Raw genomic sequence first — 22,294 nt, forward strand, 5'->3', positions numbered from 1 at the left:
GCTGGGGCTTCGTCAGGTCCCAGCGTCAGCCGACGCGCTGTCCAAGTACGAGAATTCGGGTGCGCATGGCACTGACCCTCCCCCCGGCGCGCCATGAGTGTCAAGTGGGTGGGACGGAGGTCTCACTATTTGAGCGCAATGGCGGATGGGCGAGGGTATCGGGCCCGGCCACGCCGCCCCGTCGAACGGGCAGGCCGGTGCCGCTGAGGACCACCGCCCGGTCCTCTCCGGGGAAGTCCGGGACCGGGTAGCCGCCGACCGTCAGGGCGCGTCGCAGCCGGTGCTCGTCCAACGGCCCGGAGAAGGCCATGCCCTGGCCGTGGGTGCAGCCCATGGAGCGCAGGGCGAGGACCTGTTCGGGAAGATCGACGCCGTCCGCGACGGACTGCATCCCCAGGTCCGCGGCGATCCGCAGCAGACCGGCGGTGATCTTGTGCAGCCGGGGGGACTCCACGACGCCGTCGACCAGCCCCCGGTCCAGTCTCAGGACGTCCACGGGAAGCCTGCGCAGTGCGCTGATGGCGGCGTACCCGCTGCCGAAGCCGTCCAGCGCGATCCGGACACCCAGCCGCCGCAGCGCGGCGAGCCGGCGCTCCAGTTCGTCCAGCGGGATACGGGGATCACTTTCGGACAGTTCCAGGACGAGCGCGCCCGAGGGCAGGCCGTGCCGGGTGAGCAGCGCCTCGATGGTCTTGGGGGGCAGACCTGTCCGGTCGTCGTCCAGCAGCCGGCGGGCGGAGAGCCGAACGGCCACCGGGACCGCATGCCCGGCGCGGTGCCGTGCCGCGGCCTGCTCGACGGCCTCTTGCAGCTGCCAGCGGCCCAGCTCGGCGGTGCGCTCGCCGTCCTCGGTGGGCCGGCCGCGCTCACCGGCTCTGAGGAGCTCGGCGGGGGTGAAGAGGATGCCCTGCGCGGAGCGCCAGCGGGCGTGTGCGGCGACGGCGGTCACCCGCCCGGTGGCCAGTTCCACCACCGGCTGGTGCAGCAGCGCGAATTCACCTTCGTGCAGCGCCGTGCGGAGCTTGGTGGCGAGTTCGGCGCGGGGTGTCACCTCGGTCTGCATGTGTGGGGCATAGAGCTCCACGCGGCCCTTGCCGGCCTGTTTGGCGCGGTACATCGCGAGGTCGGCGTTGCGCAGCAGGCCGGCCGGGGTGACGCCGGGTTCGGCGAAGGCGACGCCGATGCTGGCGGCGACACGGACGTCGCGGCCCTCGATGCGGTAGGGCTCGGAGAGCTTGATGCGCAGCCGGTCGGCGATTTCCAGAACGCGCAGCTCACGGGCGGCATGGTCGTGGGTGCCGTCGCCCGTGATGAGCGCGGCGAACTCGTCGCCGCCCAGCCGCGCCGCTATGTCCCCCGAGCGCACGGACTCGCCCAGTCTGCGGGCGGCCTGGATCAGCAGTTCGTCGCCCGCCTGGTGCCCGATGGTGTCGTTGACCTGCTTGAAGCCGTCGAGGTCGATGTAGAGCACGGCGGTGTCGTGGTCGGTGGAGCGGCGGCCGGTGACGGCCTTGCTGACGCGCTCGGTGAACAGCGCCCGGTTGGGCAGGTCGGTGAGCGCGTCGTGCGAGGCGTTGTGCTGGAGCTGGGCCTGGAGGCGGACGCGTTCGGTGACATCGCGGGAGTTGAAGATCAGGCCGCCGTGGTGGCGGTTGACGGTGGACTCGACATTCAGCCAGCCGTCCCCGCCGGTGCGCTGCTCGCCGGCGCGGAAGCGGCACTCGATGCGGGTGGTCGGTTCGACGTCCGGCGGCGCGGCGAGGAATCTGCGGACCTCGTGCACCACGCGGCCCAGGTCCTCGGGGTGGATCAGGGAGGCCAGCTCGGAGCCGACCAGTTCCTCGGCGTCGCGGCCGTAGACGCCCGCCGCGGCGGGGCTCACATAGCGCAGGACGCCGGTCGGGGCGGCGATCATGATGACGTCGCTCGATCCCTGGACGAGGGAGCGGAAGTGGTTCTCCTTCTGCGCCAGCTCCTGGGTGAGCGTGATGTTGTCGAGCAGCATGATGCCCTGGCGGACGACGAGGGCGAGGACGACCGTGCAGCCGGTGAAGAGCACCACGCGGTCGATGCGCCGGCCGTCGAGGACGTTGGTCAGGATGCCCAACGTGCAGACGGCGGCGGCGAGATACGGGGTCAGCGCGGCGAGCGACCCCGCGATGGGGCGGCTGCCGGAGGGCTGGGCCCGGCGGGTCGCGCGCTTGAAGTCGTCACCGGCGAACTCCGATGTCGTCCGGCGGGCGACCCATGGCGCGTACGCGAGGAGTATCGACCCGGCGAACCAGCCGGCGTCCAGGATCTGGCCGGAGCGGTAGTGGTCGCGCAGCAGCGGGGAGCTGAACAGCGCGTCGCACAGCACCGTCAACGCCAGTGCGGCGATGGCGGTGTTGACGGCGGAGCGGTGCACCGAGGAGCGCCGGAAGTGGAGCGCGAGCACCATGCTGACCAGCACGATGTCCAGCAGCGGGTAGGCCAGCGACAGGGCGCTCTCGGCGACACTCCGCCCCTGGAAGTGGGTGGTGTGGGCGAGCGCGAGGCTCCACGAGAGGGTGAGCAGGGAGCCGCCGATGAGCCAGGCGTCCAGGCTGAGGCAGACCCAGCCCGCTCTGGTCACCGGGCGCTTGGCGAGGACCAGCAGACCGACGATGGCGGGCGGGGCGAACAGCAGGAAACAGAAGTCGGCGAGGGAGGGGCTGGGGACCCGCGCCTCCAGGACGACTTCGTACCAGCCCCATACGCCGTTGCCGATGCCGGCCATGCCCGAGGAGACGGCGAACAGCACCCAGGCCGGGCGGAAGCGGCTCTCGCGCTTGCGGGCGTACAGTCCGCAGGAGACGGCCGCCACCAAGGCGGCGACGCTCAGCCCGAAGTCCCCCATGAAGACGGCGACTTCACGCGACCCCCAGCCGAACGCGGCACCGACGGCATAGCCGCCGCAGACACCGGCAAGGGCGATCTGGGGCACCACGCTCGGCGGCCCACCGGTCTGTGTCGGCGGCCTGGAGAGCACCGCTCCCGGGGCGCTCACCGCGCTCTCCCGGTCGTCCGTCGGCAGCGTCGTCGTGCCCGGCGGGCCCGGGGGTCCCGCATTCTCTCCGTGGGTGCTTGTGGATCGCGCGTCTCGCGAATCAACCATCGGCCGTACATCGCCCGTCGCCCCCCTCGAGTTCCGGATCCTTCGCTCGGCGCCGCATACGCACCGACGTCGTCCCCGCTCGGGACGATACACCAGTTCCGTCACTCAGGGACATAGTCTCTCTACGGAGCGTGACTACCTGCGGGATTGCGGATACACCCTGCAGTCGTACGGCCTCGTAGAGCTACCCGCAACCGTTCCCCTTAGCCGTGGCGACCACGTTCCGCACGGCCTCGCCGGCCGCGAAAAGCGTCAACTGCTCCCGCAGGAGCCGCTTCGCACGGGGCAGGAAGGCAGAGCTGGGGCCACCGACGTGTGGAGTGATGAGTACGCCCGGAGCGTGCCACAGCGGGTGGCCGGCCGGCAGCGGTTCCGGATCGGTGACGTCGAGTGCCGCCCGGAGCCTGCCCGACTCCAGCTCGGCGAGCAGCGCCGAGGTGTCGACGATCCCGCCGCGGGCGATGTTCACCAGCAGTGCGCCGTCCTTCATCCGCACCAGAAAATCGCGTCCGACCAGGCCACGGGTCTCTTCGGTGAGCGGGGTGGCCAGCACGACCACGTCCGCGTCGGGCAGGAGGGCGTACAACGAGGAGAGTGGATGCACGGGGCCGCGCAAAGTCTCACGTGCGGTGCGCGCGACGCGCGCCACCCGCGCACACTCGAAAGGAGTGAGCCGGTCCTCGATGGCACTGCCGATCGAACCGTAGCCCACAATGAGGACGGACTTGTCCGCGAGGGCCGGCTGGAAGCCCTGCCGCCACTCCCCCGCGTCCTGGCCCCGTACGAAATCGGGGATGCCGCGCAGCGCCGCCAGCGTCAGGGTGAGGGCGAGTTCCGCGGTGCTGGCGTCGTGCAGCCCGCGGGCGTTGCACAGGCGGGCACCGGACGGCAGCTGGGGCAGCGCGGGCAGCATGTGCTCGATGCCCGCCGTCAGCGTCTGCACGACCTCGACCCGGTTCATCATCGGCAGCGGGGCCAGGCAGCGCTCGGCGCCCTTCATGTAGGGGACGGCGTAGAAGACGCACCGGGCGGGGTCGGCCGGATAGTCGGGTCCGGCGTCCCAGTGGACGTAGTGGAGCCCCTCGGGGAGGCCCTCGATCTCGTCGGGCGGGATGGGGAGCCATACGTCGCGCACGTCGGTGCGCTGCTCTGCAGAAGCCATGGCCAGAGGCTATGCGAAGAGGCGTTCGCCTCAGACGTTAGTTTGGACAGGCCCTTGACCGGGGGCGAGGGGACGGAGGCACAACCAGGTGGAGCGCAGGACAATCGGTGCGGCGGCGCTCGAAGTGGGTGCTATCGGGCTCGGCTGTATGCCGATGAGCTGGGGATACAGCGAGTCGCAGCGCAGCGGGGAGGGCTCGCTGCGGGCCGTGCACGCCGCGCTCGACCGAGGCTGCAGCCTGCTCGACACCGCCGATATGTACGGGCCTTTCACCAATGAGCTGCTGGTGGGGCGGGCACTGAAGGAGCGGCGCCAGGACGCGTTCGTGTCGACCAAGTGCGGTCTGCTGGTCGGCGAGCAGCACATCGTCGCCAATGGGCGGCCCGGCTATGTGAAGCGGGCCTGCGACGCGTCGCTGCGGCGGCTGCAGACCGACTGCATCGATCTCTACCAGTTGCACCGGGCCGATCCCGAGGTGCCCGTCGAGGAGACCTGGGGGGCGATGGCGGAACTGGTCGCGGCCGGCAAGGTGCGGTCGCTGGGGTTGTGCGCGGTGGGCGCGCGGGCGGTCCGGCCGACCCGTGCGGCCCGGCAGTCGATGGCCGGTGGCGGGGCGCGCGCCGGCTCGCGGATGCATGACGGCACGCTGCGCCAACTGGAGCGTATGCAGCAGGTCTTCCCGGTCAGCAGTGTGGAGGCCGAACTGTCGGTGTGGTCACCGGAGGCGCTCGAGACGCTGCTGCCCTGGTGCGAGTCGCGTGGGGTCGGTTTCCTGGCGGCGATGCCGCTGGGCAGCGGCTATCTGACCGGCACCCTCACGCCGGGGCAGGGCTTCGAACCGGAGGACCTGCGGGCCCGCCACCCCCGTTTCACCGCCGAGATGATGGCGGCGAACCAGCCGGTGGTGGCCGGGCTGCGGCGGGTCGGCGCCCGGCACGGCGCGACGCCGGGGCAGGTGGCGCTGGCGTGGGTGCTGGCGCAGGGACGGCATGTCGTCCCGGTGCCGGGCACGAAGAAGGAGCGGTGGGCGGCGCAGAACGCCAAGGCCGCCGATCTGGTGCTCGGCCCCGAGGACTTGGCGGAGATCGCGACGCTGCCGCCGGCCCGGGGGTCTTGGTACTGAGCCTCGGCGGGGGCCGCCACGTCTGACGGTCCCCCGTGCGGCGCCGGGCCCCGCCGCGTGTCCGGCTCGCGCCGCCCCCGCTGTCGGCAGATCATGGCTGGTGGAGGTGGGCCCGGAAGCCCGAAGGCGCGGCGGTGGGGCGCGCGATGTGGTGTCCTTGTCCACGCCCTGTCGACGAGAGGACCCCTGCCGTGCAACGCCGTTCCCAGACCGCCGTGTTGGCCGCCGCTTCGCTGCTCCTGGCGGCGGGCTGCTCCTCCGGTGGTGAGAAATCCGAGAACGGCGGGGACGCCTCCTCCGCCCCGCCCCGGAGCCCCGGCGCCTCGGCGCCGGCCTCGCCCAGCGCGTCACCGTCGCCGTCGGTGGCCGCCAAGGGGTCGGTGAAGGTGACCGCCACGCTGACCACCGGCCTGGAGTCGCCGTGGGGCGTGGCGCCGCTGCCCGGTGGTGATCTGCTGGTCGCCTCCCGGGACACCGGCAAGATCGTCAAGGTGGCGGCGGACGGCGGGAAGAAGACCGAGCTGGGCTCGGTGCCGGGGGTGGATCCCGGTGGCGAGGGCGGCCTGCTGGGAATCGCGGTGTCCTCGACGTTCGGCGCGGATCACCAGGTGTACGCGTACTTCACCACCGCGTCCGACAACCGCATCGCGCGGATGATCTACGACGAGAAGCGGCCCGCGGGCAATCAGCTCGGCGCCCCGGACACCCTCTTCAAGGGCATCCCCAAGGGGCAGATCCACAACGGCGGGCGGATCGCGTTCGGCCCCGACAAGATGCTCTATGCCGGGACGGGCGAGACCGGCGACACCGGGCTGGCGCAGGACAAGGACTCTCCGGCCGGCAAGATCCTGCGGATGACGCCGGACGGCGAGCCCGCGCACGGCAATCCCCAGGCGGATTCGGTGGTCTACGACTACGGCCACCGCAATGTGCAGGGGCTGGCCTGGGACGGCGACAAGCGGCTGTGGGCCTCGGAGTTCGGACAGGACACCTGGGACGAGCTCAATCTCATCGAGCCGGGCAAGAACTACGGCTGGCCCGAGGTGGAGGGCAAGGGCAAGGGCGACGCGGGATCGGCGTTCGTGGATCCGGTCGCCCAGTGGAAGACCGCGGACGCCTCGCCCAGCGGCATCGCCTACGCCAAGGGCTCGATCTGGATGGCCGGGCTGCGCGGTGAACGGCTGTGGCGGATCCCGTTGGACGGGAAGAAGGCGGCGGCCGATCCGCAGGCGTTCCTCGACGGCGAATACGGGCGGCTGCGGACCGTCGTGGCGGCCGGGGACGGCGGGTTGTGGCTGGTCACCAGCAACACCGACGGGCGGGGCGACCCCCGCAAGGGCGATGACCGGATTCTCCACCTCAAGGTGAGCTGATCCCTTTTCGGCGGGCCTGCCTACACTCGGAGCAGGGGGGCGGGCCACGTCGCGAGGGGGCACGGTGTTCAACGTCGTCGAGGAACTGTTCGCACCCGGCCGCAAGCACACGGACGAGGAGCGGCAGAAGATGTCGCTCGTCGTCGACGACGTGGGGGACGGCGACCCCGGGGAGGGGCCGATAGACCTCGCCTCCGGCACGGTCGTCGTCCGCGCGCCGCGGAGCCGGGAGGCCCCGGACGGCCCGAGCTGATCCCGCCCGCCGCTCCCCCGGTGGCGTGCGGGCCCTGGCCGCTACTGGGCGGCCGCGGCACCGCCCCGTGCCGGCTCGCCGAACAGCCTCAGCCGGTGGGCCACCGCCCCCGCCTCGCCGCGGCCGGAGACGCCGAGCTTGGCGAGGATGTTGGAGACATGCACGCTGGCGGTCTTCGGGGAGATGAAGAGGGCGTCGGCTATCTGGCGGTTGCTGCGGCCGTCGGCGACCAGACGCAGCACGTCCCGTTCGCGAGGGGTCAGGCCGAGCGATTCCGCGGGTACGGCGCCGGCGGGTGCTCCGGCCGGCTCGGAGTCGCTCCGTGCGGCGTCCGGAGCCGTGGCCGCCGCAAGCCCCGGGAGCGGCACTCTCGCGCGCTGGGCGAGGAGTTCGAGCTCGTCGGCCAGGGGGCGGGCGCCCAGCTTTCCCGCGGCGGTGTGCGCCTGGGCGAGCAGGAGGACGGCGGCCTCGCGGGGCGTACGGCCTTGCAGGCCCGCCGTGGCGCGCTCGGTGCCGTGCAGCAGGGACTCGGCCCAGCGGTAACAGGCCCAGGCGAGTTCGTGCGGGCGCTCCAGGGGTTCGTAAGCGGCGACCGTCTCGGCCCAGGCGTCCGGCGCCTCCCGGCCTTCGGCGCGCAGCAGTTCGGCGTCGACGGCGAGGCCGTGGGCGCGGCAGACCGGGGAGAGCCGGGGCAGTCTCTTGGCGGCGTCGCGGATCCTGGTGAGGACATCGGCCCGGCCGGGTTCGGCGGCGGGCAGGCCGCGGGCATCGGACTCGGCGGCGGTCGCGGACCACAGCAGCGGCCAGGCGTAGCGCTGGATGCCGGGCGGGAAGCCGGTGTCCAATGCCTGCCGGAGGATGGCGCGGGCGTCGAGGATGCGGCCCTGACGGGCGGCGATGCGCAGGGCGTGGCGGGCCATGGGGACGACGTGCTGCGGCTGGGGGTCGTGGGTGCCGTAGTGCTCCTGGGCGACGGCCAGCTCCCGCTCGGCGTCGGCCGACTCGCCCCGGTCCAGGGCGAGGGAGGCCAGGCGGTTGGCGGCCAGGGCGAGCGGCCGTGGGCTCTGGGCGAGGTGGCGGGCCTCGGCCGCGGCGCGTCCCGCCTCCTCCCAGCGGCCGAGGGACTGCAGCGATTCCGCGCGGTTGCCCGCCACCCAGCTGGTGCTGTCCTTGAGGCCGTAGTGGCTGGTCAGTTCGAGGCCGCGGTCGGTGACCTCGACGGCCTCACGCGAGCGGCCGACGCCTTCCAGAAGCGACGGGAGGTTGACGTGCCCGCGCCCGATGACGGCGAAGTAGCCGCGGTCGACGGCGAGGTCGAGTGCGGTACGGAAGTCGGCCAGGCCGTCGTCGACCTCCCCTGATTCGACGCGCAGGCCGGCCAGGGTCAGCCGGGAGTTCAGCTCGGCCTCTTCGTCGCCCACCGACTTGGCGAGTTCCACGGCGCGTTCGGCCTTGGCGAACGCGCCGGGGCCCGGTTCGTGGAGCACCGCCCAGCTGGCGACATGGGCCATCACGGCGGCGTGGACGGAGGACGGTGGCAGGCCGCGCATCAGCTCCTGGGCGGTGCCCAGGTCCTCCCAGCCGTCGCCGCGGCCGGTGCGCTGGACGAGCCGGGAGCGCTGCACCAGGAACCAGGCGGTGCGCAGGGGGTCGCCCCGGCTCTCGCCGTGCGGAGAGCTTCCGGAGGCGTCGCCGCTCTCGCGCAGTGACCGCAGGGCGCGCTTGGTGATGGTGAAGGCGCGCTCGCTGTCGCCGGAGAGCCGGGCGGCGACGGCGATCTCGGCGAGCAGGTCGAGGAAGCGCAGGGCGTCGTCGTCGCAGCCGCAGGCCGGGTACGCCTCGGCGTAGTCGACCGGGCGCACCGCGCCGCGGACCTCCTTGGGGGCGTCGTCCCACAGTTCCAGGGCGCGGTCGAGCAGCCGGAGCTGTTCTGCGTAGGCGTGGCGGCGGCGGGCCTGGACGGAGGCGGCGAGGACGGCGGGCAGCGCCTTGGCGGGGTCGTGGGCCTTGTACCAGTAGCTGGCCAGGCGGGCGGCGCAGACGTCGGAGCGGACGAGTGAGGGGTCGGCTTCGAGGGCCTGGGCGTAGCGGCGGTTGAGGCGGGTGCGTTCGCCGGGCAGCAGGTCGTCGACGACGGCCTCGCGGACGAGGGCGTGCCGGAAGCGGTAGCCGGTGCCGTCCTGGGTCGGTACCAGGGTGTTGCTGCCGACGGCGATCCGCAGTGCCTCGATGAGGTCGTCCTCAGGCATCCGGCAGACGGCGGCGAGGAGTTCGTGTTCCACCGTGGAGCCGCCCTCGGCGGCGGTGCGGACCACGCGCTGGGCGTGTTCTGGCAGTGCCTCGACGCGGACCAGCAGCAGGTCGCGCAGCGGGTCGCTGAGGCCGTGCAGACAGCCGTCGGCGATGCTGCGGGCGAGTTCCTCGACGAAGAAGGCGTTGCCCTCGGAGCGGGCGAAGACCCGGTCGACGGTGGCTTCTTCCGGGGCGCTGCCGTTGATTCCGGCGATCTGGGAGCGGACCTCGGCCCGGTTGAAGCGGGCCAGCTCCACCCGGCGGACCGTGCGCATCCGGTCGATCTCGGCGAGGAAGGGGCGCAGCGGGTGGCGGCGGTGGATGTCGTCGGAGCGGTAGGTGGCGACGAGGAGGACGTTGGCGTCGTGCAGGGCGCGCAGGAGGTAGGCGAGGAGTTCGCGGGTGGAGCGGTCGGCCCAGTGGAGGTCCTCGATGACGACCACGATCACGCGGTCGCGGTCGCGCTCCCCGTCGCGGGTGCGGCGTGCCGCGAGCCGCTCCAGCAGGCGGGCGGTCAGCTCGAAGAGGCGGGCGCGGCCGGTCTCCTCGTCGTGGCTCTCGGCGGTTTCCCCCAACTCGGGGAGGATGCGGGCGAGTTCGCCTTCCTGCCCGGCCACGGCCGCGGCGAGTTCGTCGCGCAGGTGCCAGTTGAGGGTGTGCAGGATCGCGGAGAAGGGTGCGTAGGGCAGCCCCTCGGAGCCGATCTCGATGCAGCCGCCCGTCGCGACGAGTGCGCCCTGCGCGCGGGCGCTGTCGGTGAACTCCTCGATGAGCCGGGTCTTGCCCACCCCCGCCTCGCCGCCGATCAGCAGGGCCTGGGGCTCGCCGGATGCCCTGACGTGGGCGAGCGCGTCGCCCAGCGCGGCGAGTTCGGCCGTGCGGCCGACGAACACGGGACTGACGGACCTGGTCTCCACGTCGCCGAGCATGGCACACGGGTCCGACAATCCGGCACCGTATTTCGGCAGGCGAAACGCCCGGCCCGGTGCGCGGAGCACCTGGGGCCGGGCGTGCGGTGGCCGGTTCGGCCGGGAGCGGGCGGGCACCTGTGGCCCGGGTCAGGCGGCGGCGCGGCGTACGCGCGTGCGCCGGCCCCGCTTCCCTCTCACCCGCCCTTCGGTTTCGTTCGCTCCGGAGCGGGCTGCGGCGCCGTGTCCGGCGCGCTGCCCCTCGGTCGCCTGGCGTACCAGGCGCTGCCGGTCGGCCTCGCGGCGCAGTTCCTCGTAGCGGACGCGGATGTCGAGTTCGGAGGTGTACACGGTGACTCCCTGGCGATGGTGAGGCGGTGACCCGACGGCTTGTCGCTCGTCGATGCCCCAAGCCTCGTCGCCAAGGGGGGTACGCCACATCGGGAGGGTGCCCGATCTCCGTGCTCGCGCGTCCTTAGATTCCCGCGCCGGGGGCCGGGGGCTCCTTAGGGACCGGCCCCCGCGCCCGCGAGCGGCTTACTGGCCGGGGGCGGCACCCTTAGGAATGCTCGGCATGCTGCCGAAGAGGTCGAGGTACATGCCGGCGGAGATGAGGATGCCGAGGACGCCGAGGGCCAGTCCGCCCCAGGCCACGGCCCGCACCCAGGTGCTGCGCGGACGGGTCAGCACCACGGCGGCGACGATCACGGCGAGCAGCGCGAAGACGCCGTTCACCAGGGCGGTGGTGTGCCACGGGGTGCCGTAGACGGCGGAGATCTGGTCGGTGGCCTTGCCCGACTGGAGCTTGATCTGCCCCATCAGGGTCTGCCGCTCGGCCATCAGCGTGCCCAGCCAGGTGCCGGTCACGGAGGCGAGGCCGAGGCCGGCGGCGACGACGGCACCGGCGCCGGCGGCGACCGCGGTGGTGCCTGCGGGCGCGGTGGGCTCCTCGTGCGCGTCGAGCGCGTCGAGCGCGTCGAGCGCGTCGAGGTCGCTGTCGTCGTCGTGCTCGGTCAGGACGTCGGTCTTCTCGCCGGCGTCGGCGGTGTCCGCGGTGCTCTTGGTACGTGTGTCGACCTTGGTGTCCTTGGCGGCCTCACCGGTCACGTCGGTACCGGCTGCCTCCGTGGTCCCATCGGCCGCCGCGGCGGCCTGGGCCGGCACGGTCTCGTCGTCGGTTCGCTTGTCGGTCGTCCTGGTCGTTCCCATGGTCGCGACCGTAGGGGCCGCGTCTGAGAGTCCGATGAGAACCACCGGTCCTGTCGGCCGACCGGCGCTCCCAGCGACCCGCCACCCGACCGCGCGCTACGCCCTGACCAGGGGTTTCTCGGTGTCCCTTGGGCCCGGCAAGGAAACCGGATCGAGTGGTTCCGGCGGCGGTTCGATGCTGAGGCGGGGCAGCCGTCGATCCAGCCAGGCGGGCAGCCACCAGTTGGCGCCGCCGAGCATGTGCATCAGGGCGGGAACCAGCAGGGTGCGCAGGACGAAGGCGTCCAGGGCCACGGCGGCGGCGAGGCCGATGCCGAACATCGCGATGATCCGGTCGCCGCTGAGCACGAACGCGCCGAACACCGCGATCATGATGACCGCCGCGGAGTTGATCACGCGGCTGGTCTCGGCCAGCCCGACGCGCACCGCCCTGCGGTTGTCGCGTGTCAGCTGCCATTCCTCGTACATCCGGCTGACCAGGAACACCTGGTAGTCCATGGAGAGGCCGAAGAGCACCGACACCATGATGACCGGCAGGAAGGGCTCGATGGGGCCCGCGCTGCCCAGGCCCAGCAGTTCGCTCCCCCAGCCCCACTGGAAGATCGCGACGACGATCCCGAAGGACGAGGCGACCGCCGCGACGTTCATCACCGCGGCCTTGAGCGGGATGCCGATACTCCGGAAGGCCAGCAGCAGCAGGACCGAGCCCAGGCCGATCACCACGCCGACGAAGAGGGGCAGCTTGCCGACGATGACGGTCGCGAAGTCGTCGTAACTCGCGGTGACACCGCCGACGTGGACGTCCATCGTCGTCGCGCCCTCGGCCTCGGGCAGCACCTCGCCGCGCAGCCGTTCCACCAGGTCGGAGGTCTGCTGGGACTGCGGTGAGCTGGTCGGCACCACGGTGATCACACCGGTGCTGCCGCTGCCGTCGTACTCCGGGCCGCCGACCCGGTCGACCCCGGGGGTGGTGCGCAGCTCGTCGGGCAGCCTGTCGAAGGCCAGCCGGTCCTTGGCGCCGTCGAGGGAGCCGACGAGCGTCAGCGGGCCGTTGACCCCGGGCCCGAAGCCGCTCCCGGAGCCGCCGTCGGCGCCCCGGCCGCCCGCCAGCAGGTCGTATGCCTGCCGGGTGGTGGACGTGGCGGGGTTGTTGCCCTGGTCGGAGGTGCCCAGGTGCAGGCCGAAGGTGGGCAGGGCGAGGACCAGCATGACGGCGGCCGCCACCGCGCCCAGCAGCTTGGGGTGCCGCTCGACGAAGCCCGACCAGCGGGCGGCGAAGCCGGTGGGGTGCTCGGGCCGCGGCCCGAGCTCGGCCAGCCGCCGTCGTTCACGGCGGCTGAGCGCCCGCATCCCGATCACGCCGAGCAGCGCGGGCAGCAGGGTGATGGACGCGGCGACGGTCAGCAGGACGGTGAGCGAGGCGGCGAGCGCGACACCGTTGAGGAAGTTCAGCTGCAGGATCAGCATGCCGAGGAGGGCGATGCAGACGGTGGCGCCGGCGAAGACGACCGCCCGCCCGGATACGGCCACGGCCCGTTCGGCCGCCTCCCGCACGGGCAGACCTTCCCGGAGGCCCCTGCGGTGCCGGGTGACGATGAACAGGGCGTAGTCGATGCCCACGCCCAGGCCGATCAGCATGCCGAGCATCGGCGCGAAGTCCGCGACGGTCATGGCATGGCTGAGCAGGGTGATGCCGGCCGAGGCGGTGCCGACGGCGGCGAGCGCGGTGATGATCGGCAGGAAGGTCGCGGCGAGCGACCCGAAGGCGAGGAAGAGCACCACGGCGGCGGCGCCCAGCCCGATGATCTCCGCCAGCTGGGCCTTCGGGGCCTCGGTCAGCGCGACCCCGGCGCCGCCCACCTCGACCTGGAGGCCGTCGCCGGACGCGGCCTGCGCGGTGTCGACGACCTGCTCGACCTGGGCGGCGTCCAGGCTGTCGGTGGGGACGTCGAAGACGACGGAGGCGTAGGCGGTGTGCCCGTCCTGGCTGATCTGCTGCTCACCCTGCGGCCCGTAGGGCCCCTCGACGGTGGCGACGCCCGGCAGCTCGGCGATCTCGTCGAGGGTGTGCGCCATCTTCTTCTCGACGGCGCCGGCGCGGACCGTTCCGGAGTCGGTGTGCCACACGAGGGTGTCGCTGTCGCCGGAGCGGTCGGGGAACGCCTGCGCCATCAGGGCGGTGGCCTGCCCGGATTCCGTTCCGGGGACCTCGTAGTTGTTGGAGTAGGCGGACCCCGCCACCCCCGCCGCCGCGGCGACTCCCGCGAGGGCGGCGAGCCAGAGCACGATCACGACGATGCGGCGCCTGAGACACCACCGAGCCAGAGCGGTCACGGACCTCGTCTGCTTCCCGGGGTAGTGCGTCGATAACTCCCGGGTGACGGGTGGTGCCGAGCGCGTATGAACGGGGGCTCGGCGGGCCCTGGCCCCGGAGGGTGTCCGGGAGGTCTCATCGCGGTGACGAAAGAGTGGCGGCCCGCCTCTCTGGCAGGGTGACAGCCCGAAAAGATCCTTTGTCCCCTTTGTGGACTTCCCCACAAAGGGGACGGGACGGGGAACTCCGCCGCGGGTCAGCCCGTGACCGACTCCTTGCCGTTCTCGATGTGGCCCATCAGCCGGCGGTGGAAGGCACCGTCCTCGGCGATGTCGAGGGCCAGGTCGTACCACCCGTGCGCGTCCGCCGTGGCGTGCGCGACGGTCCGGGTGCTGCCCGCCTTGACCTTGAGCGTGCGGGGCGAGCTGTCGGAGTAGGCGAGCGGTGCGAGGGTGACGGTGAGGTCCGTGGCGCCCCGATTGACGACGGTCAGATGGATCTCGCGCCGGGCGGCGTCGATCCAGGACGTGATCTTGACGGCCGCCGCGGCGCCCGCACCCGTGCCGGCGAACTCCCGGCGGAACCCGTTCGGCCCGGTCACCGTGAAGCGGTAGGCGCCGCCCTTGACCGGCACCGCCCACTGTGCGGCCCCCGCCACGTCGCGGTGCTGCGGCGTGGCGTACTCCTTCGCGTACGGATGGAGGGCCAGGTGCGCGGCGGCCTTCCCGGTGTTGCGTACCGCCAGGCGGAAGAGCGAGGCCCCCGCGTCGAAGCCGCCGTCCACGTCGGGCTGGTACGGCAGCGCGCGGGCCGGCCGGCTGCCGTGCTCCTGCTGCGGCAGCGCCTGCCGCGCCGGCGGGCGCGGCGCCCACCGCCCGCTGAAGGCCGGGATCTCGCCCGGCTGCTCCACCGACGGCTGCCGGTGTCCGCGGGAGAAGTCGAAGGCACTGGTCAGGTCCCCGCAGACGGTTCGCCGCCAGGGGGAGATCTGCGGCTCCTCGATACCGGTCCACCGCTCCAGGAACCGGGTGATCGAGGTGTGGTCGAAGACCTGCGAGCAGGCGTAACCGCCGACCGTCCAGGGCGAGATGACGATCATCGGCACGCGGATGCCGAGCCCGGTCGGCCTGCCGTCCCAGAACTCCCCGTCCGTGCCGGCCGGCGGGACCGGCGGCGGCACGTGGTCGAAGAAGCCGTCGTTCTCGTCGTACGTCAGGAAGAGCGCGGTGTGCCGCCAGACGTCGGGGTTCTTGCCGAGCGCGTCCAGGACCTTGTAGACGATGGTGGCGCTCTCGACGGGTGAGGACGAGCCGGGGTGCTCGGAGTCGGCGGCCGACGGGACGATGTAGGAGACCTCCGGCAGGTCGCCGGAGGCGACGTCGGCGGCGAAGGCGGTCGCCGTCGTATCCGGCTCACCGCGCCGCAGCGCGCGCTCGAAGAGGCTCCGCTCGGCGCGGCTCAGCCCGCGCACGCCTTCCTCCAGCAACCCCTGGAGCCGCGCGCGCCCGGCCTCGTCGGCACCGGCCACCCTCCCGTAGAAGGCGGTCATGTTCGACGCGCCGTCCACCTTGGCGAGCGCCTTCTTCGCGACCGCCTTGAAGGTCGCGAAGAACTCCAGGTTGTTGTCGGTGAAGTTGTCCCACTCCTGGTAGACGCGCCAGCTGCGGCCGGCCTTCTCCAGGCGCTCGGCGTACGTCGTCCAGGTGTAGCCGGTGTGGGTGTCCTCCTCGTAGGCGTCGTTGCCCACCGCGCGCTTGCCGCTGCCCGGCTCGAATCCGGTCCAGCCGCTCACGAGGTGGTTGCGGTTGGGGCTGGTCGAGGAGTGGATGGCGGAGTGGTAGGCGTCGCAGACGGTGAAGGTGTCGGCGAGTTCGTAGTGCAGAGGGACGTCCTGCCGGTCGTAATACGCCATGGTCGCGGCGGTCTTGGCGGTGACCCAGTTGTTCATCCACCCGCCGTTCCACGCCTTGGAACCGCCGTCCCACCCATGGTCCAGCGCCCCGATGTACTGGAGCTCCTTCTTCTGGGCGGCGGCCGCGGCCCGCACCGGGAAGGGCAGCACCGTGCCGAGACCGAGCAGCCCCGGCTGTTCGTACACGCCGGCGCCGGAGGGCAGCTCGATCGCGTTGCGGTCGGCGAAGCCGCGGACCCCGCGGAGCATGCCGAAGTAGTGGTCGAAGGAACGATTCTCCTGCATCAGCACGACGACATGTCTGATGTCGCCGAGCCCGCCTCTCCCCCGCGCCGGCCGCGCCGCGTCGGCCGCCAGAGCCTGCTGCAGCGACGGCGGCAGCAGCGACCCGGCCATCGCGGCGCCCGCCGCCGCGCCCACTCCCAGCACCCGCCTACGAGATACCTCCGGTGCCACGCCCGACCTCCCACTCGACAGCCCTGCCCGAAGCCCCGTCACCAATGGTCGCCGTACAGGCCATTGAGGGGGCGCGAGGGGACGGTAGTGCACGGTTGTGGACCGCGATAGGTACCCGGGTGACAACTTTGGGAACAGATGACCCGCGAGCCGGGAGCGCGGCAGGCGAGCCTCGGACTCCCCGGAGGGCGGCCCTCACCGCCCTGCGACGCGGAAAATGCGTTGCCCGCGCGCGGGCGGGGCGTAAGGCTGCCCGGCATGTCGGAAAACAGTGCGGGCGGCGCCCACGGGGTGGCCGCCCTTTTCTCCGGGGGACGGCTGACCGCCATCCCCCGCAAGGCGGCCCGCCGGGAGCAGCTGCTCGTCCATCTCACCGAGACCCTGTTCGAGCGGGACCGGGAGTACGGCGAGCGGGAGGTCAACGAGGCCCTGCGCACGGTCCACGAGGACTGTTCGGCGCTGCGCCGCTATCTGGTCATCGCCGGACTGCTCTCCCGGACCAGGGACGGCAGCTCCTACCGACGGGTCCACTGAGGCAAGGCGGCGGATGCGGCGACCCGCCGAGGGAGCCAGGCAGGGCAGCCGGGGGTGGATCCGCAGGTGACCGGCGGCCCGAACGCCCGCTCTCCAGGGGCACTCGGGCCGCGGGATCCCCGTTCCCAATCGTTACCCGGGACTAATGGGGCGTGTGACGCCTTCTGCGGCATAAGCGCTGTGCCAAGCCTTGACCGTCCCCTGAGGCGGCAGGAAGCTGAGCCGCCCCCCACGGCAACCCACCTCATTCACCGTTGGACTGCCCATGCGCCCGCTTGTCTCCGCAGGTCTGCTCGCTGCCCCCGTCGCCGTGGCCCTGCTCCTCGCCCCGTCCGCCCACGCCGCTCCAGGCGACAACGGCACCGTGAAGATCCACGATGCCACCACGGGAGAGGAGCTTCGCAAGAACGAGCCTCACGTGTGCACCTTCTACCTCGACGCCTTCGGCTTCGACAGCGGCCAGGAAGTCGACTGGCGCATCGAGGCGTGGGCCCCGACCGCCGACGTCAAGGGCACGACCGTGAAGACCGGTTCGCTGACGCTCGGCAGCGACGGGCACGGCCGCACGCCGGACCAGTCGCTGCCCGACGGCCACTACAAGCTTTTCTGGAACTTCGACGGCGAGCACGGCCGGGCCAAGCACAAGGTCTTCTGGACCGACTGCGAGGACAACAGCCCGAGCGGTACACCGTCGCCGTCCGCGACCCCGTCCACCTCGTCCCGGCCGACCGCCACACCCACCGCGTCCGCTCCCGCCGACACCGTCCCCTCGTCGTCCGCATCGCCCACGACCTCCGCGTCCGCGCCGGCCGGCGACCTCGCCGAGACCGGCAACGGCGCGCCCGTCGGGCTGCTGGTCACTGCGGCCGCCGCACTCGTCGCGGCCGGGGGCTACCTGGTGATCCGCCGCCGCAAGGCACAGCAGCACTGACCTCGCGGCACCGGCTCAGCGTGCCCCCGCGTTCCGTACGAGCGCGGGGGCACGGCCGTGTGCGGACTCGACCGGGCGCGCGCCGCGCACCGACACCGTCGGCCCGCCCGCCTCTCGCGGCGGATGCCGGCACGCAGGCACCAACACCCGCCACTACGCGACCACTTGACAACAGCATTGGTCTGAACCATTTTGTGCGCAGAAGCGGTGGCCACCGTCTCGTGCAGTTCTCCCTGCGTTTCCCTTCGGCACCGGAGACAGCCATGCCACGCACCGAGCGCACCAGACCCTCCCGTCACAGACGCGTGTTCACCGCATCGCTGGCGGCCCTCGCCGCCGTGGTGCTGGGCGCCGCCGGCGTCCAGGCCACCGCCGCCCCGGCGAGCGCCGCCGCCCTGGCCGACGTCAACGTCGCGAAGAACGCCGGATACGAGTCCGGGCTCAGCAACTGGACCTGCTCCGGGGCGAGCGGAGCGTCCGTCAGCAGCCCCGTCCACAGCGGGACGAGCGCCCTGAAGGCCACCCCGACCGCGTCGGACCACGCCAAGTGCTCCCAGACGGTCGCGGTCAGGCCCGGCGCGACGTACCGGTTGAGCGCCTACGTCCAGGGCTCGTACGCCTACCTGGGCGTGTCCGGAACCGGCACCACGGATGTCTCGACCTGGACGCCCGGCAGCACCGGCTGGCAGCAGCTCGGTACCAGCTTCACCACCGGCCCCGGCACCACCTCGGTGACCGTCTACACCCACGGCTGGTACGGACAGGCCGCCTACCTCGCGGACGACCTCAGTGTCTTCGGCCCGGACGGCGGAGGCGGCACCGACCCCGGCCCGGAGACCCCGTCGGCGCCCGCCGGCCTCACCGCGGGCGCCGTGACCTCCTCCTCCGTCGCGCTGTCCTGGAACGCGGCCGCCGGAGCAACCGGGTACACCGTCTACCGCGACGGCGCCAAGGTGCAGGCGGTGAGCGGCACCTCGGCGACCGTCACCGGCCTGACCGCCGCCACCGGCTACCGCTTCCAGGTCTCCGCCACCAACGCCGCGGGCGAATCGGCCCGTTCCGCGGAGATCACCGCCACCACCTCCCCCGCCGGCGGCAACCCCGGCCCGTCCGTCCCGAAGCACGCGGTCACCGGCTACTGGCAGAACTTCAACAACGGCGCGACGGTCCAGAAGATCAGCGATGTGCCGGGCCAGTACGACATCATCGCGGTGGCCTTCGCCGACGCGACCACCACACCCGGCGCGGTCACCTTCAACCTCGACTCCGCGGGCCTGGGCGGCTACACCGTCGACCGGTTCAAGGCCGACATCAAGGCCAAGCAGGCGGCCGGCAAGTCCGTCATCATCTCCGTCGGCGGCGAGAAGGGCACCGTCTCCGTCAACGACGCCGCCTCCGCGAACAACTTCGCCAACAGCCTCTACAGCCTGATGCAGGAGTACGGCTTCAACGGCGTCGACATCGACCTGGAGAACGGCCTCAACCCGACCTACATGACGCAGGCCCTGCGCTCCCTGTCGCAGAAGGCGGGCAGCGGGCTCGTCATCACGATGGCCCCGCAGACCATCGACATGCAGTCCACCTCGGGCGGCTACTTCCGGACGGCGCTGAACATCAAGGACATCCTCACCGTCGTCAACATGCAGTACTACAACAGCGGTTCGATGCTCGGTTGCGACGGCAAGGTCTACTCCCAGGGCACCGTCGACTTCCTCACCGCGCTGGCCTGCATCCAGCTCGAAGGCGGCCTCGACCCCTCACAGGTGGGGCTGGGCCTGCCCGCCTCGACCCGCGGCGCGGGCAGCGGCTATGTCTCCCCCGGGGTCGTGAACGCCGCCCTGGACTGCCTGACCCGCGGCACCGGTTGCGGCTCCTTCAAGCCCGCCAAGACCTATCCGGGGCTGCGCGGCGCCATGACCTGGTCCACCAACTGGGACGCGGCGAGCGGCAACGCGTGGTCGAACGCGGTCGGCCCGCACGTTCACGGTCTGCCGTAGCCCGCAGGCACACCGGCCGCCGTGCCGGGACCGCGTCCGCCGGCACGGCGAGTGCCGGCGGACGCGCACCGCGCGGAGCGGCCCGGCCGGTGTCATCCCGTGGTCAACACCGGTGCCAGCTGCCGCAGTTGATCGAGACCCAGGTCCCCGGGCGGCGCCAGCGGCTGAATCGCCACATGATCGGCACCCGCCGCGTGGTGCTCCCGCACCCGCCGGTGAATCGCCTCCACGTCGCCCCAGGCCACGACCGCGTCCACCAGCCGGTCGCTGCCGCCCCCGGCGAAGTCGTCGTCCTCGAAGCCCAGTCGGCGCAGGCTGTTCACATAGTTGGGAAGCGTGAGATAGAAGCGGGCGTGGTGCTCACGCGCCAGCGCGCGAGCCGCCGCCGGGTCGGTCTCCAGCAACACGGCCTGCTCGGGGGCGAGCAGCGGCCCGGACCCGAGGACCTCGCGAGCCTGCGCGGTGTGCTCGGGCGTGACGAAGTAGGTGTGCGCCCCGGCAGCCCGCTTCCCGGACAGCTCCAGCATCTTCGGCCCCAGAGCGGCCAGCACCCGGGGCGGCGGTCCGTCGGGCAGCGGCGCGTCGTACTCGGTGGCGTCCATGCCCTCCAGATACGACCGCATGGCCGCCAGCGGCCTCTCGTAGACATGCCCCCGCCGGCCGACCTGCGGTGCGTGACTGGCGCCCAGTCCGAGGACGAACCGTCCGGGATACGCCTCGGCGAGGGTGTTGGCCGCGGCGTTCATCGCCGTCGCGTCGCGCCCCCAGATGTTCGCGATGCCGGTGGCCACGACCATCCGCCGCGTCGCCGCCAGCAGCAGTCCGGCGTGCGTCAGCGCCTCCTTGGTGGCGCGCCCCTCCCCGAACCACAGAGCGCCGTACCCCAGCCCCTCGATCTCCGCCGCCGCCTCCCGGGCCACCTCGGCCGTCACCAGGCCGAGCCCCGCGTGCCAGACCCCGACCCGGCCGAGCCGTGCGGCGAGAGTGTGCTGCTGCATCGTGCGTTCCTCCACTGTGCGGGCAAGACTGTTGCTCTCGTCCCAGCACGGGGAACCGCTCGGGCATTCCTGGCGCACCCGCCCTCCCCCGAATGCCCAACGGCCCCCGAAACGGCTCGATGCGGCCCCCGCGACGGGGACCGCATCGAGTACGCCGCTGCGCGGCAGCCGGAGGTCAGCCCTCGACGCCCAGCTTCTCCAGGATCAGCTCGCGCACACGCGCCGCGTCCGCCTGGCCGCGGGTGGCCTTCATGACCGCGCCGACCAGGGCGCCCGCCGCGGCGACCTTGCCGCCGCGGATCTTGTCGGCGATGGCGGCGTTGCCCGCGATCGCCTCGTCGACGGCGGTGCCCAGCGCGCCCTCGTCGGAGACGACCTTCAGGCCGCGCTTCTCGACGACGGTGTCCGGGTCGCCCTCGCCTGCCAGCACACCCTCGATGGTCTGGCGGGCCAGCTTGTCGTTGAGGGAGCCCTCGGCGACCAGTGCGGCGACCCGGGCGACCTGCTCGGGGGTGATGGGCAGGGCGGCCAGGTCCACGCCGTCCTCGTTCGCGCGGCGGGCCAGTTCGCCCATCCACCACTTACGGGCCGAGGCGGAGTCCGCGCCGGCGTCGACGGTGGCGGTGATCAGGTCGACCGCGCCGGCGTTGAGGATCGACTGCATGTCGTGCTCGGAGATGCCCCACTCCTCGCGCAGCCGGTTGCGGCGCAGACGCGGCAGCTCCGGCAGCGTGGCCCGCAGTTCCTCGACCCACGCGCGCTCGGGGGCCACCGGCACCAGGTCCGGCTCGGGGAAGTAGCGGTAGTCCTCGGCGTTGTCCTTGATGCGGCCGGCGGTGGTGGAGCCGTCCTCCTCATGGAAGTGCCGGGTCTCCTGCACGATCGTGCCACCGGAGGAGAGCACCGCCGCGTGGCGCTGGATCTCGAAGCGGGCGGCACGCTCCACGGAACGCAGCGAGTTGACGTTCTTGGTCTCCGAGCGGGTGCCGAACTTCTCGGTGCCCTGGGGCCGCAGCGACAGGTTCACGTCGCAGCGCATCTGGCCCTGCTCCATGCGGGCCTCGGAGACGCCGAGCGCCTTGATGAGCTCGCGCAGCTCGGCGACGTACGCCTTGGCGACCTCGGGGGCCCGCTCGCCCGCGCCCTCGATGGGCTTGGTGACGATCTCGATGAGCGGGATACCGGCGCGGTTGTAGTCCAGGAGGGAGTGCGAGGCACCGTGGATACGGCCCGTCGCGCCACCGACGTGGGTGGACTTGCCGGTGTCCTCCTCCATGTGGGCGCGCTCGATCTGGACGCGGAAGACCTCGCCGTCCTCCAGCTGTACGTCGAGGTAGCCGTCGAAGGCGATCGGCTCGTCGTACTGGGAGGTCTGGAAGTTCTTCGGCATGTCCGGATAGAAGTAGTTCTTCCGGGCGAAGCGGCACCACTCGGCGATCGAGCAGTTCAGGGCCAGGCCGATCTTCACGGCCGACTCGACGCCGATCGCGTTGACGACCGGCAGCGAGCCGGGCAGGCCCAGGCAGGTGGGGCAGGTCTGCGAGTTGGCGTCGGCGCCCAGGGTGGTGGAGCACCCGCAGAACATCTTGGTCTTGGTGCCGAGTTCGACGTGCACCTCAAGACCCATCACGGGGTCGTAGGTGGCCAACGCGTCCTCGTACGACACCAGTTCGGTGACTGTCACGGTGAAACTTTC

General features: G+C 72.2%; 15 protein-coding genes. 6 read left to right on the plus strand and 9 right to left on the minus strand.

The window, feature by feature from the left end; translation table 11 throughout:
- Positions 1 to 100 precede the first annotated feature (100 nt).
- On the minus strand, positions 101 to 3,028 hold the full coding sequence (locus tag QOM21_RS11330; protein ID WP_407549787.1) for a putative bifunctional diguanylate cyclase/phosphodiesterase: 2,928 nt from the start codon (positions 3,026 to 3,028) through the stop codon (positions 101 to 103).
- A 292-nt stretch (positions 3,029 to 3,320) separates the two neighbouring features.
- A complete protein-coding gene (locus tag QOM21_RS11335; protein ID WP_407549788.1) occupies positions 3,321 to 4,298 on the minus strand; it encodes a 2-hydroxyacid dehydrogenase in 978 nt (325 codons plus the stop codon).
- A gap of 88 nt (positions 4,299 to 4,386) precedes the next feature.
- Between QOM21_RS11335 and QOM21_RS11340 the strand changes: the two genes are divergently transcribed.
- The 3 genes from QOM21_RS11340 (at position 4,387) to QOM21_RS11350 (ending at position 7,047) form a co-directional block, all read left to right on the plus strand.
- Entirely contained in the window at positions 4,387 to 5,421 is a 1,035-nt protein-coding gene (locus QOM21_RS11340; protein WP_407549789.1) for an aldo/keto reductase, read from the plus strand.
- A gap of 191 nt (positions 5,422 to 5,612) precedes the next feature.
- A complete protein-coding gene (locus tag QOM21_RS11345) occupies positions 5,613 to 6,794 on the plus strand; it encodes a PQQ-dependent sugar dehydrogenase (protein ID WP_407549790.1) in 1,182 nt (393 codons plus the stop codon).
- 64 nt (positions 6,795 to 6,858) lie between these two features.
- Positions 6,859 to 7,047, plus strand: coding sequence for a DUF6191 domain-containing protein (locus QOM21_RS11350; RefSeq protein ID WP_407549791.1), 189 nt, complete (start codon positions 6,859 to 6,861; stop codon positions 7,045 to 7,047).
- Between the two features lie 41 nt (positions 7,048 to 7,088).
- Here QOM21_RS11350 and QOM21_RS11355 read toward each other — a convergent pair whose 3' ends face one another.
- From QOM21_RS11355 to QOM21_RS11375, 5 genes are all read right to left on the minus strand, one after another.
- Entirely contained in the window at positions 7,089 to 10,268 is a 3,180-nt protein-coding gene (locus tag QOM21_RS11355; protein ID WP_407555633.1) for an AAA family ATPase, read from the minus strand.
- A 129-nt stretch (positions 10,269 to 10,397) separates the two neighbouring features.
- Positions 10,398 to 10,598: a hypothetical protein gene (locus QOM21_RS11360; RefSeq protein ID WP_407549792.1), complete on the minus strand. Its 201-nt coding sequence runs from the start codon at positions 10,596 to 10,598 to the stop codon at positions 10,398 to 10,400.
- Between the two features lie 186 nt (positions 10,599 to 10,784).
- The gene (locus QOM21_RS11365) at positions 10,785 to 11,456 is read right to left on the minus strand and encodes a hypothetical protein (protein ID WP_407549793.1); all 672 of its coding nucleotides are present in this window, start codon (positions 11,454 to 11,456) and stop codon (positions 10,785 to 10,787) included.
- Between the two features lie 96 nt (positions 11,457 to 11,552).
- Positions 11,553 to 13,790 carry an MMPL family transporter gene (locus tag QOM21_RS11370; RefSeq protein WP_407549794.1) on the minus strand — a complete coding sequence of 746 codons (2,238 nt, stop codon included), beginning with the start codon at positions 13,788 to 13,790 and terminating at the stop codon, positions 11,553 to 11,555.
- Positions 13,791 to 14,026: 236 nt separating this feature from the next.
- Positions 14,027 to 16,138: a phosphocholine-specific phospholipase C gene (locus QOM21_RS11375; protein WP_407549795.1), complete on the minus strand. Its 2,112-nt coding sequence runs from the start codon at positions 16,136 to 16,138 to the stop codon at positions 14,027 to 14,029.
- 258 nt (positions 16,139 to 16,396) lie between these two features.
- Between QOM21_RS11375 and QOM21_RS11380 the strand changes: the two genes are divergently transcribed.
- The 3 genes from QOM21_RS11380 (at position 16,397) to QOM21_RS11390 (ending at position 19,600) form a co-directional block, all read left to right on the plus strand.
- A complete protein-coding gene (locus QOM21_RS11380; RefSeq protein ID WP_407549796.1) occupies positions 16,397 to 16,672 on the plus strand; it encodes a DUF2087 domain-containing protein in 276 nt (91 codons plus the stop codon).
- A gap of 265 nt (positions 16,673 to 16,937) precedes the next feature.
- On the plus strand, positions 16,938 to 17,603 hold the full coding sequence (locus QOM21_RS11385) for an LPXTG cell wall anchor domain-containing protein (protein WP_407549797.1): 666 nt from the start codon (positions 16,938 to 16,940) through the stop codon (positions 17,601 to 17,603).
- 263 nt (positions 17,604 to 17,866) lie between these two features.
- Complete coding sequence (locus QOM21_RS11390; RefSeq protein WP_407549798.1) at positions 17,867 to 19,600, plus strand: chitinase; 1,734 nt, start codon at positions 17,867 to 17,869, stop codon at positions 19,598 to 19,600.
- A gap of 92 nt (positions 19,601 to 19,692) precedes the next feature.
- Here the strand turns inward: QOM21_RS11390 and QOM21_RS11395 are convergent, their stop codons facing one another.
- Together QOM21_RS11395 and gatB are read right to left on the minus strand one after the other, a co-directional pair.
- Positions 19,693 to 20,598 (minus strand): LLM class F420-dependent oxidoreductase, encoded by a 906-nt coding sequence (locus tag QOM21_RS11395; RefSeq protein WP_407549799.1) that lies wholly within the window; start codon positions 20,596 to 20,598, stop codon positions 19,693 to 19,695.
- Positions 20,599 to 20,773: 175 nt separating this feature from the next.
- A complete protein-coding gene (gene gatB / locus QOM21_RS11400; RefSeq protein ID WP_407549800.1) occupies positions 20,774 to 22,282 on the minus strand; it encodes an Asp-tRNA(Asn)/Glu-tRNA(Gln) amidotransferase subunit GatB in 1,509 nt (502 codons plus the stop codon).
- Between the last annotated feature and the right edge of the window lie 12 nt (positions 22,283 to 22,294).

It is taken from the genome of Streptomyces sp. Pv4-95, assembly GCF_045782725.1.
Lineage (GTDB): Bacteria > Actinomycetota > Actinomycetes > Streptomycetales > Streptomycetaceae > Streptomyces.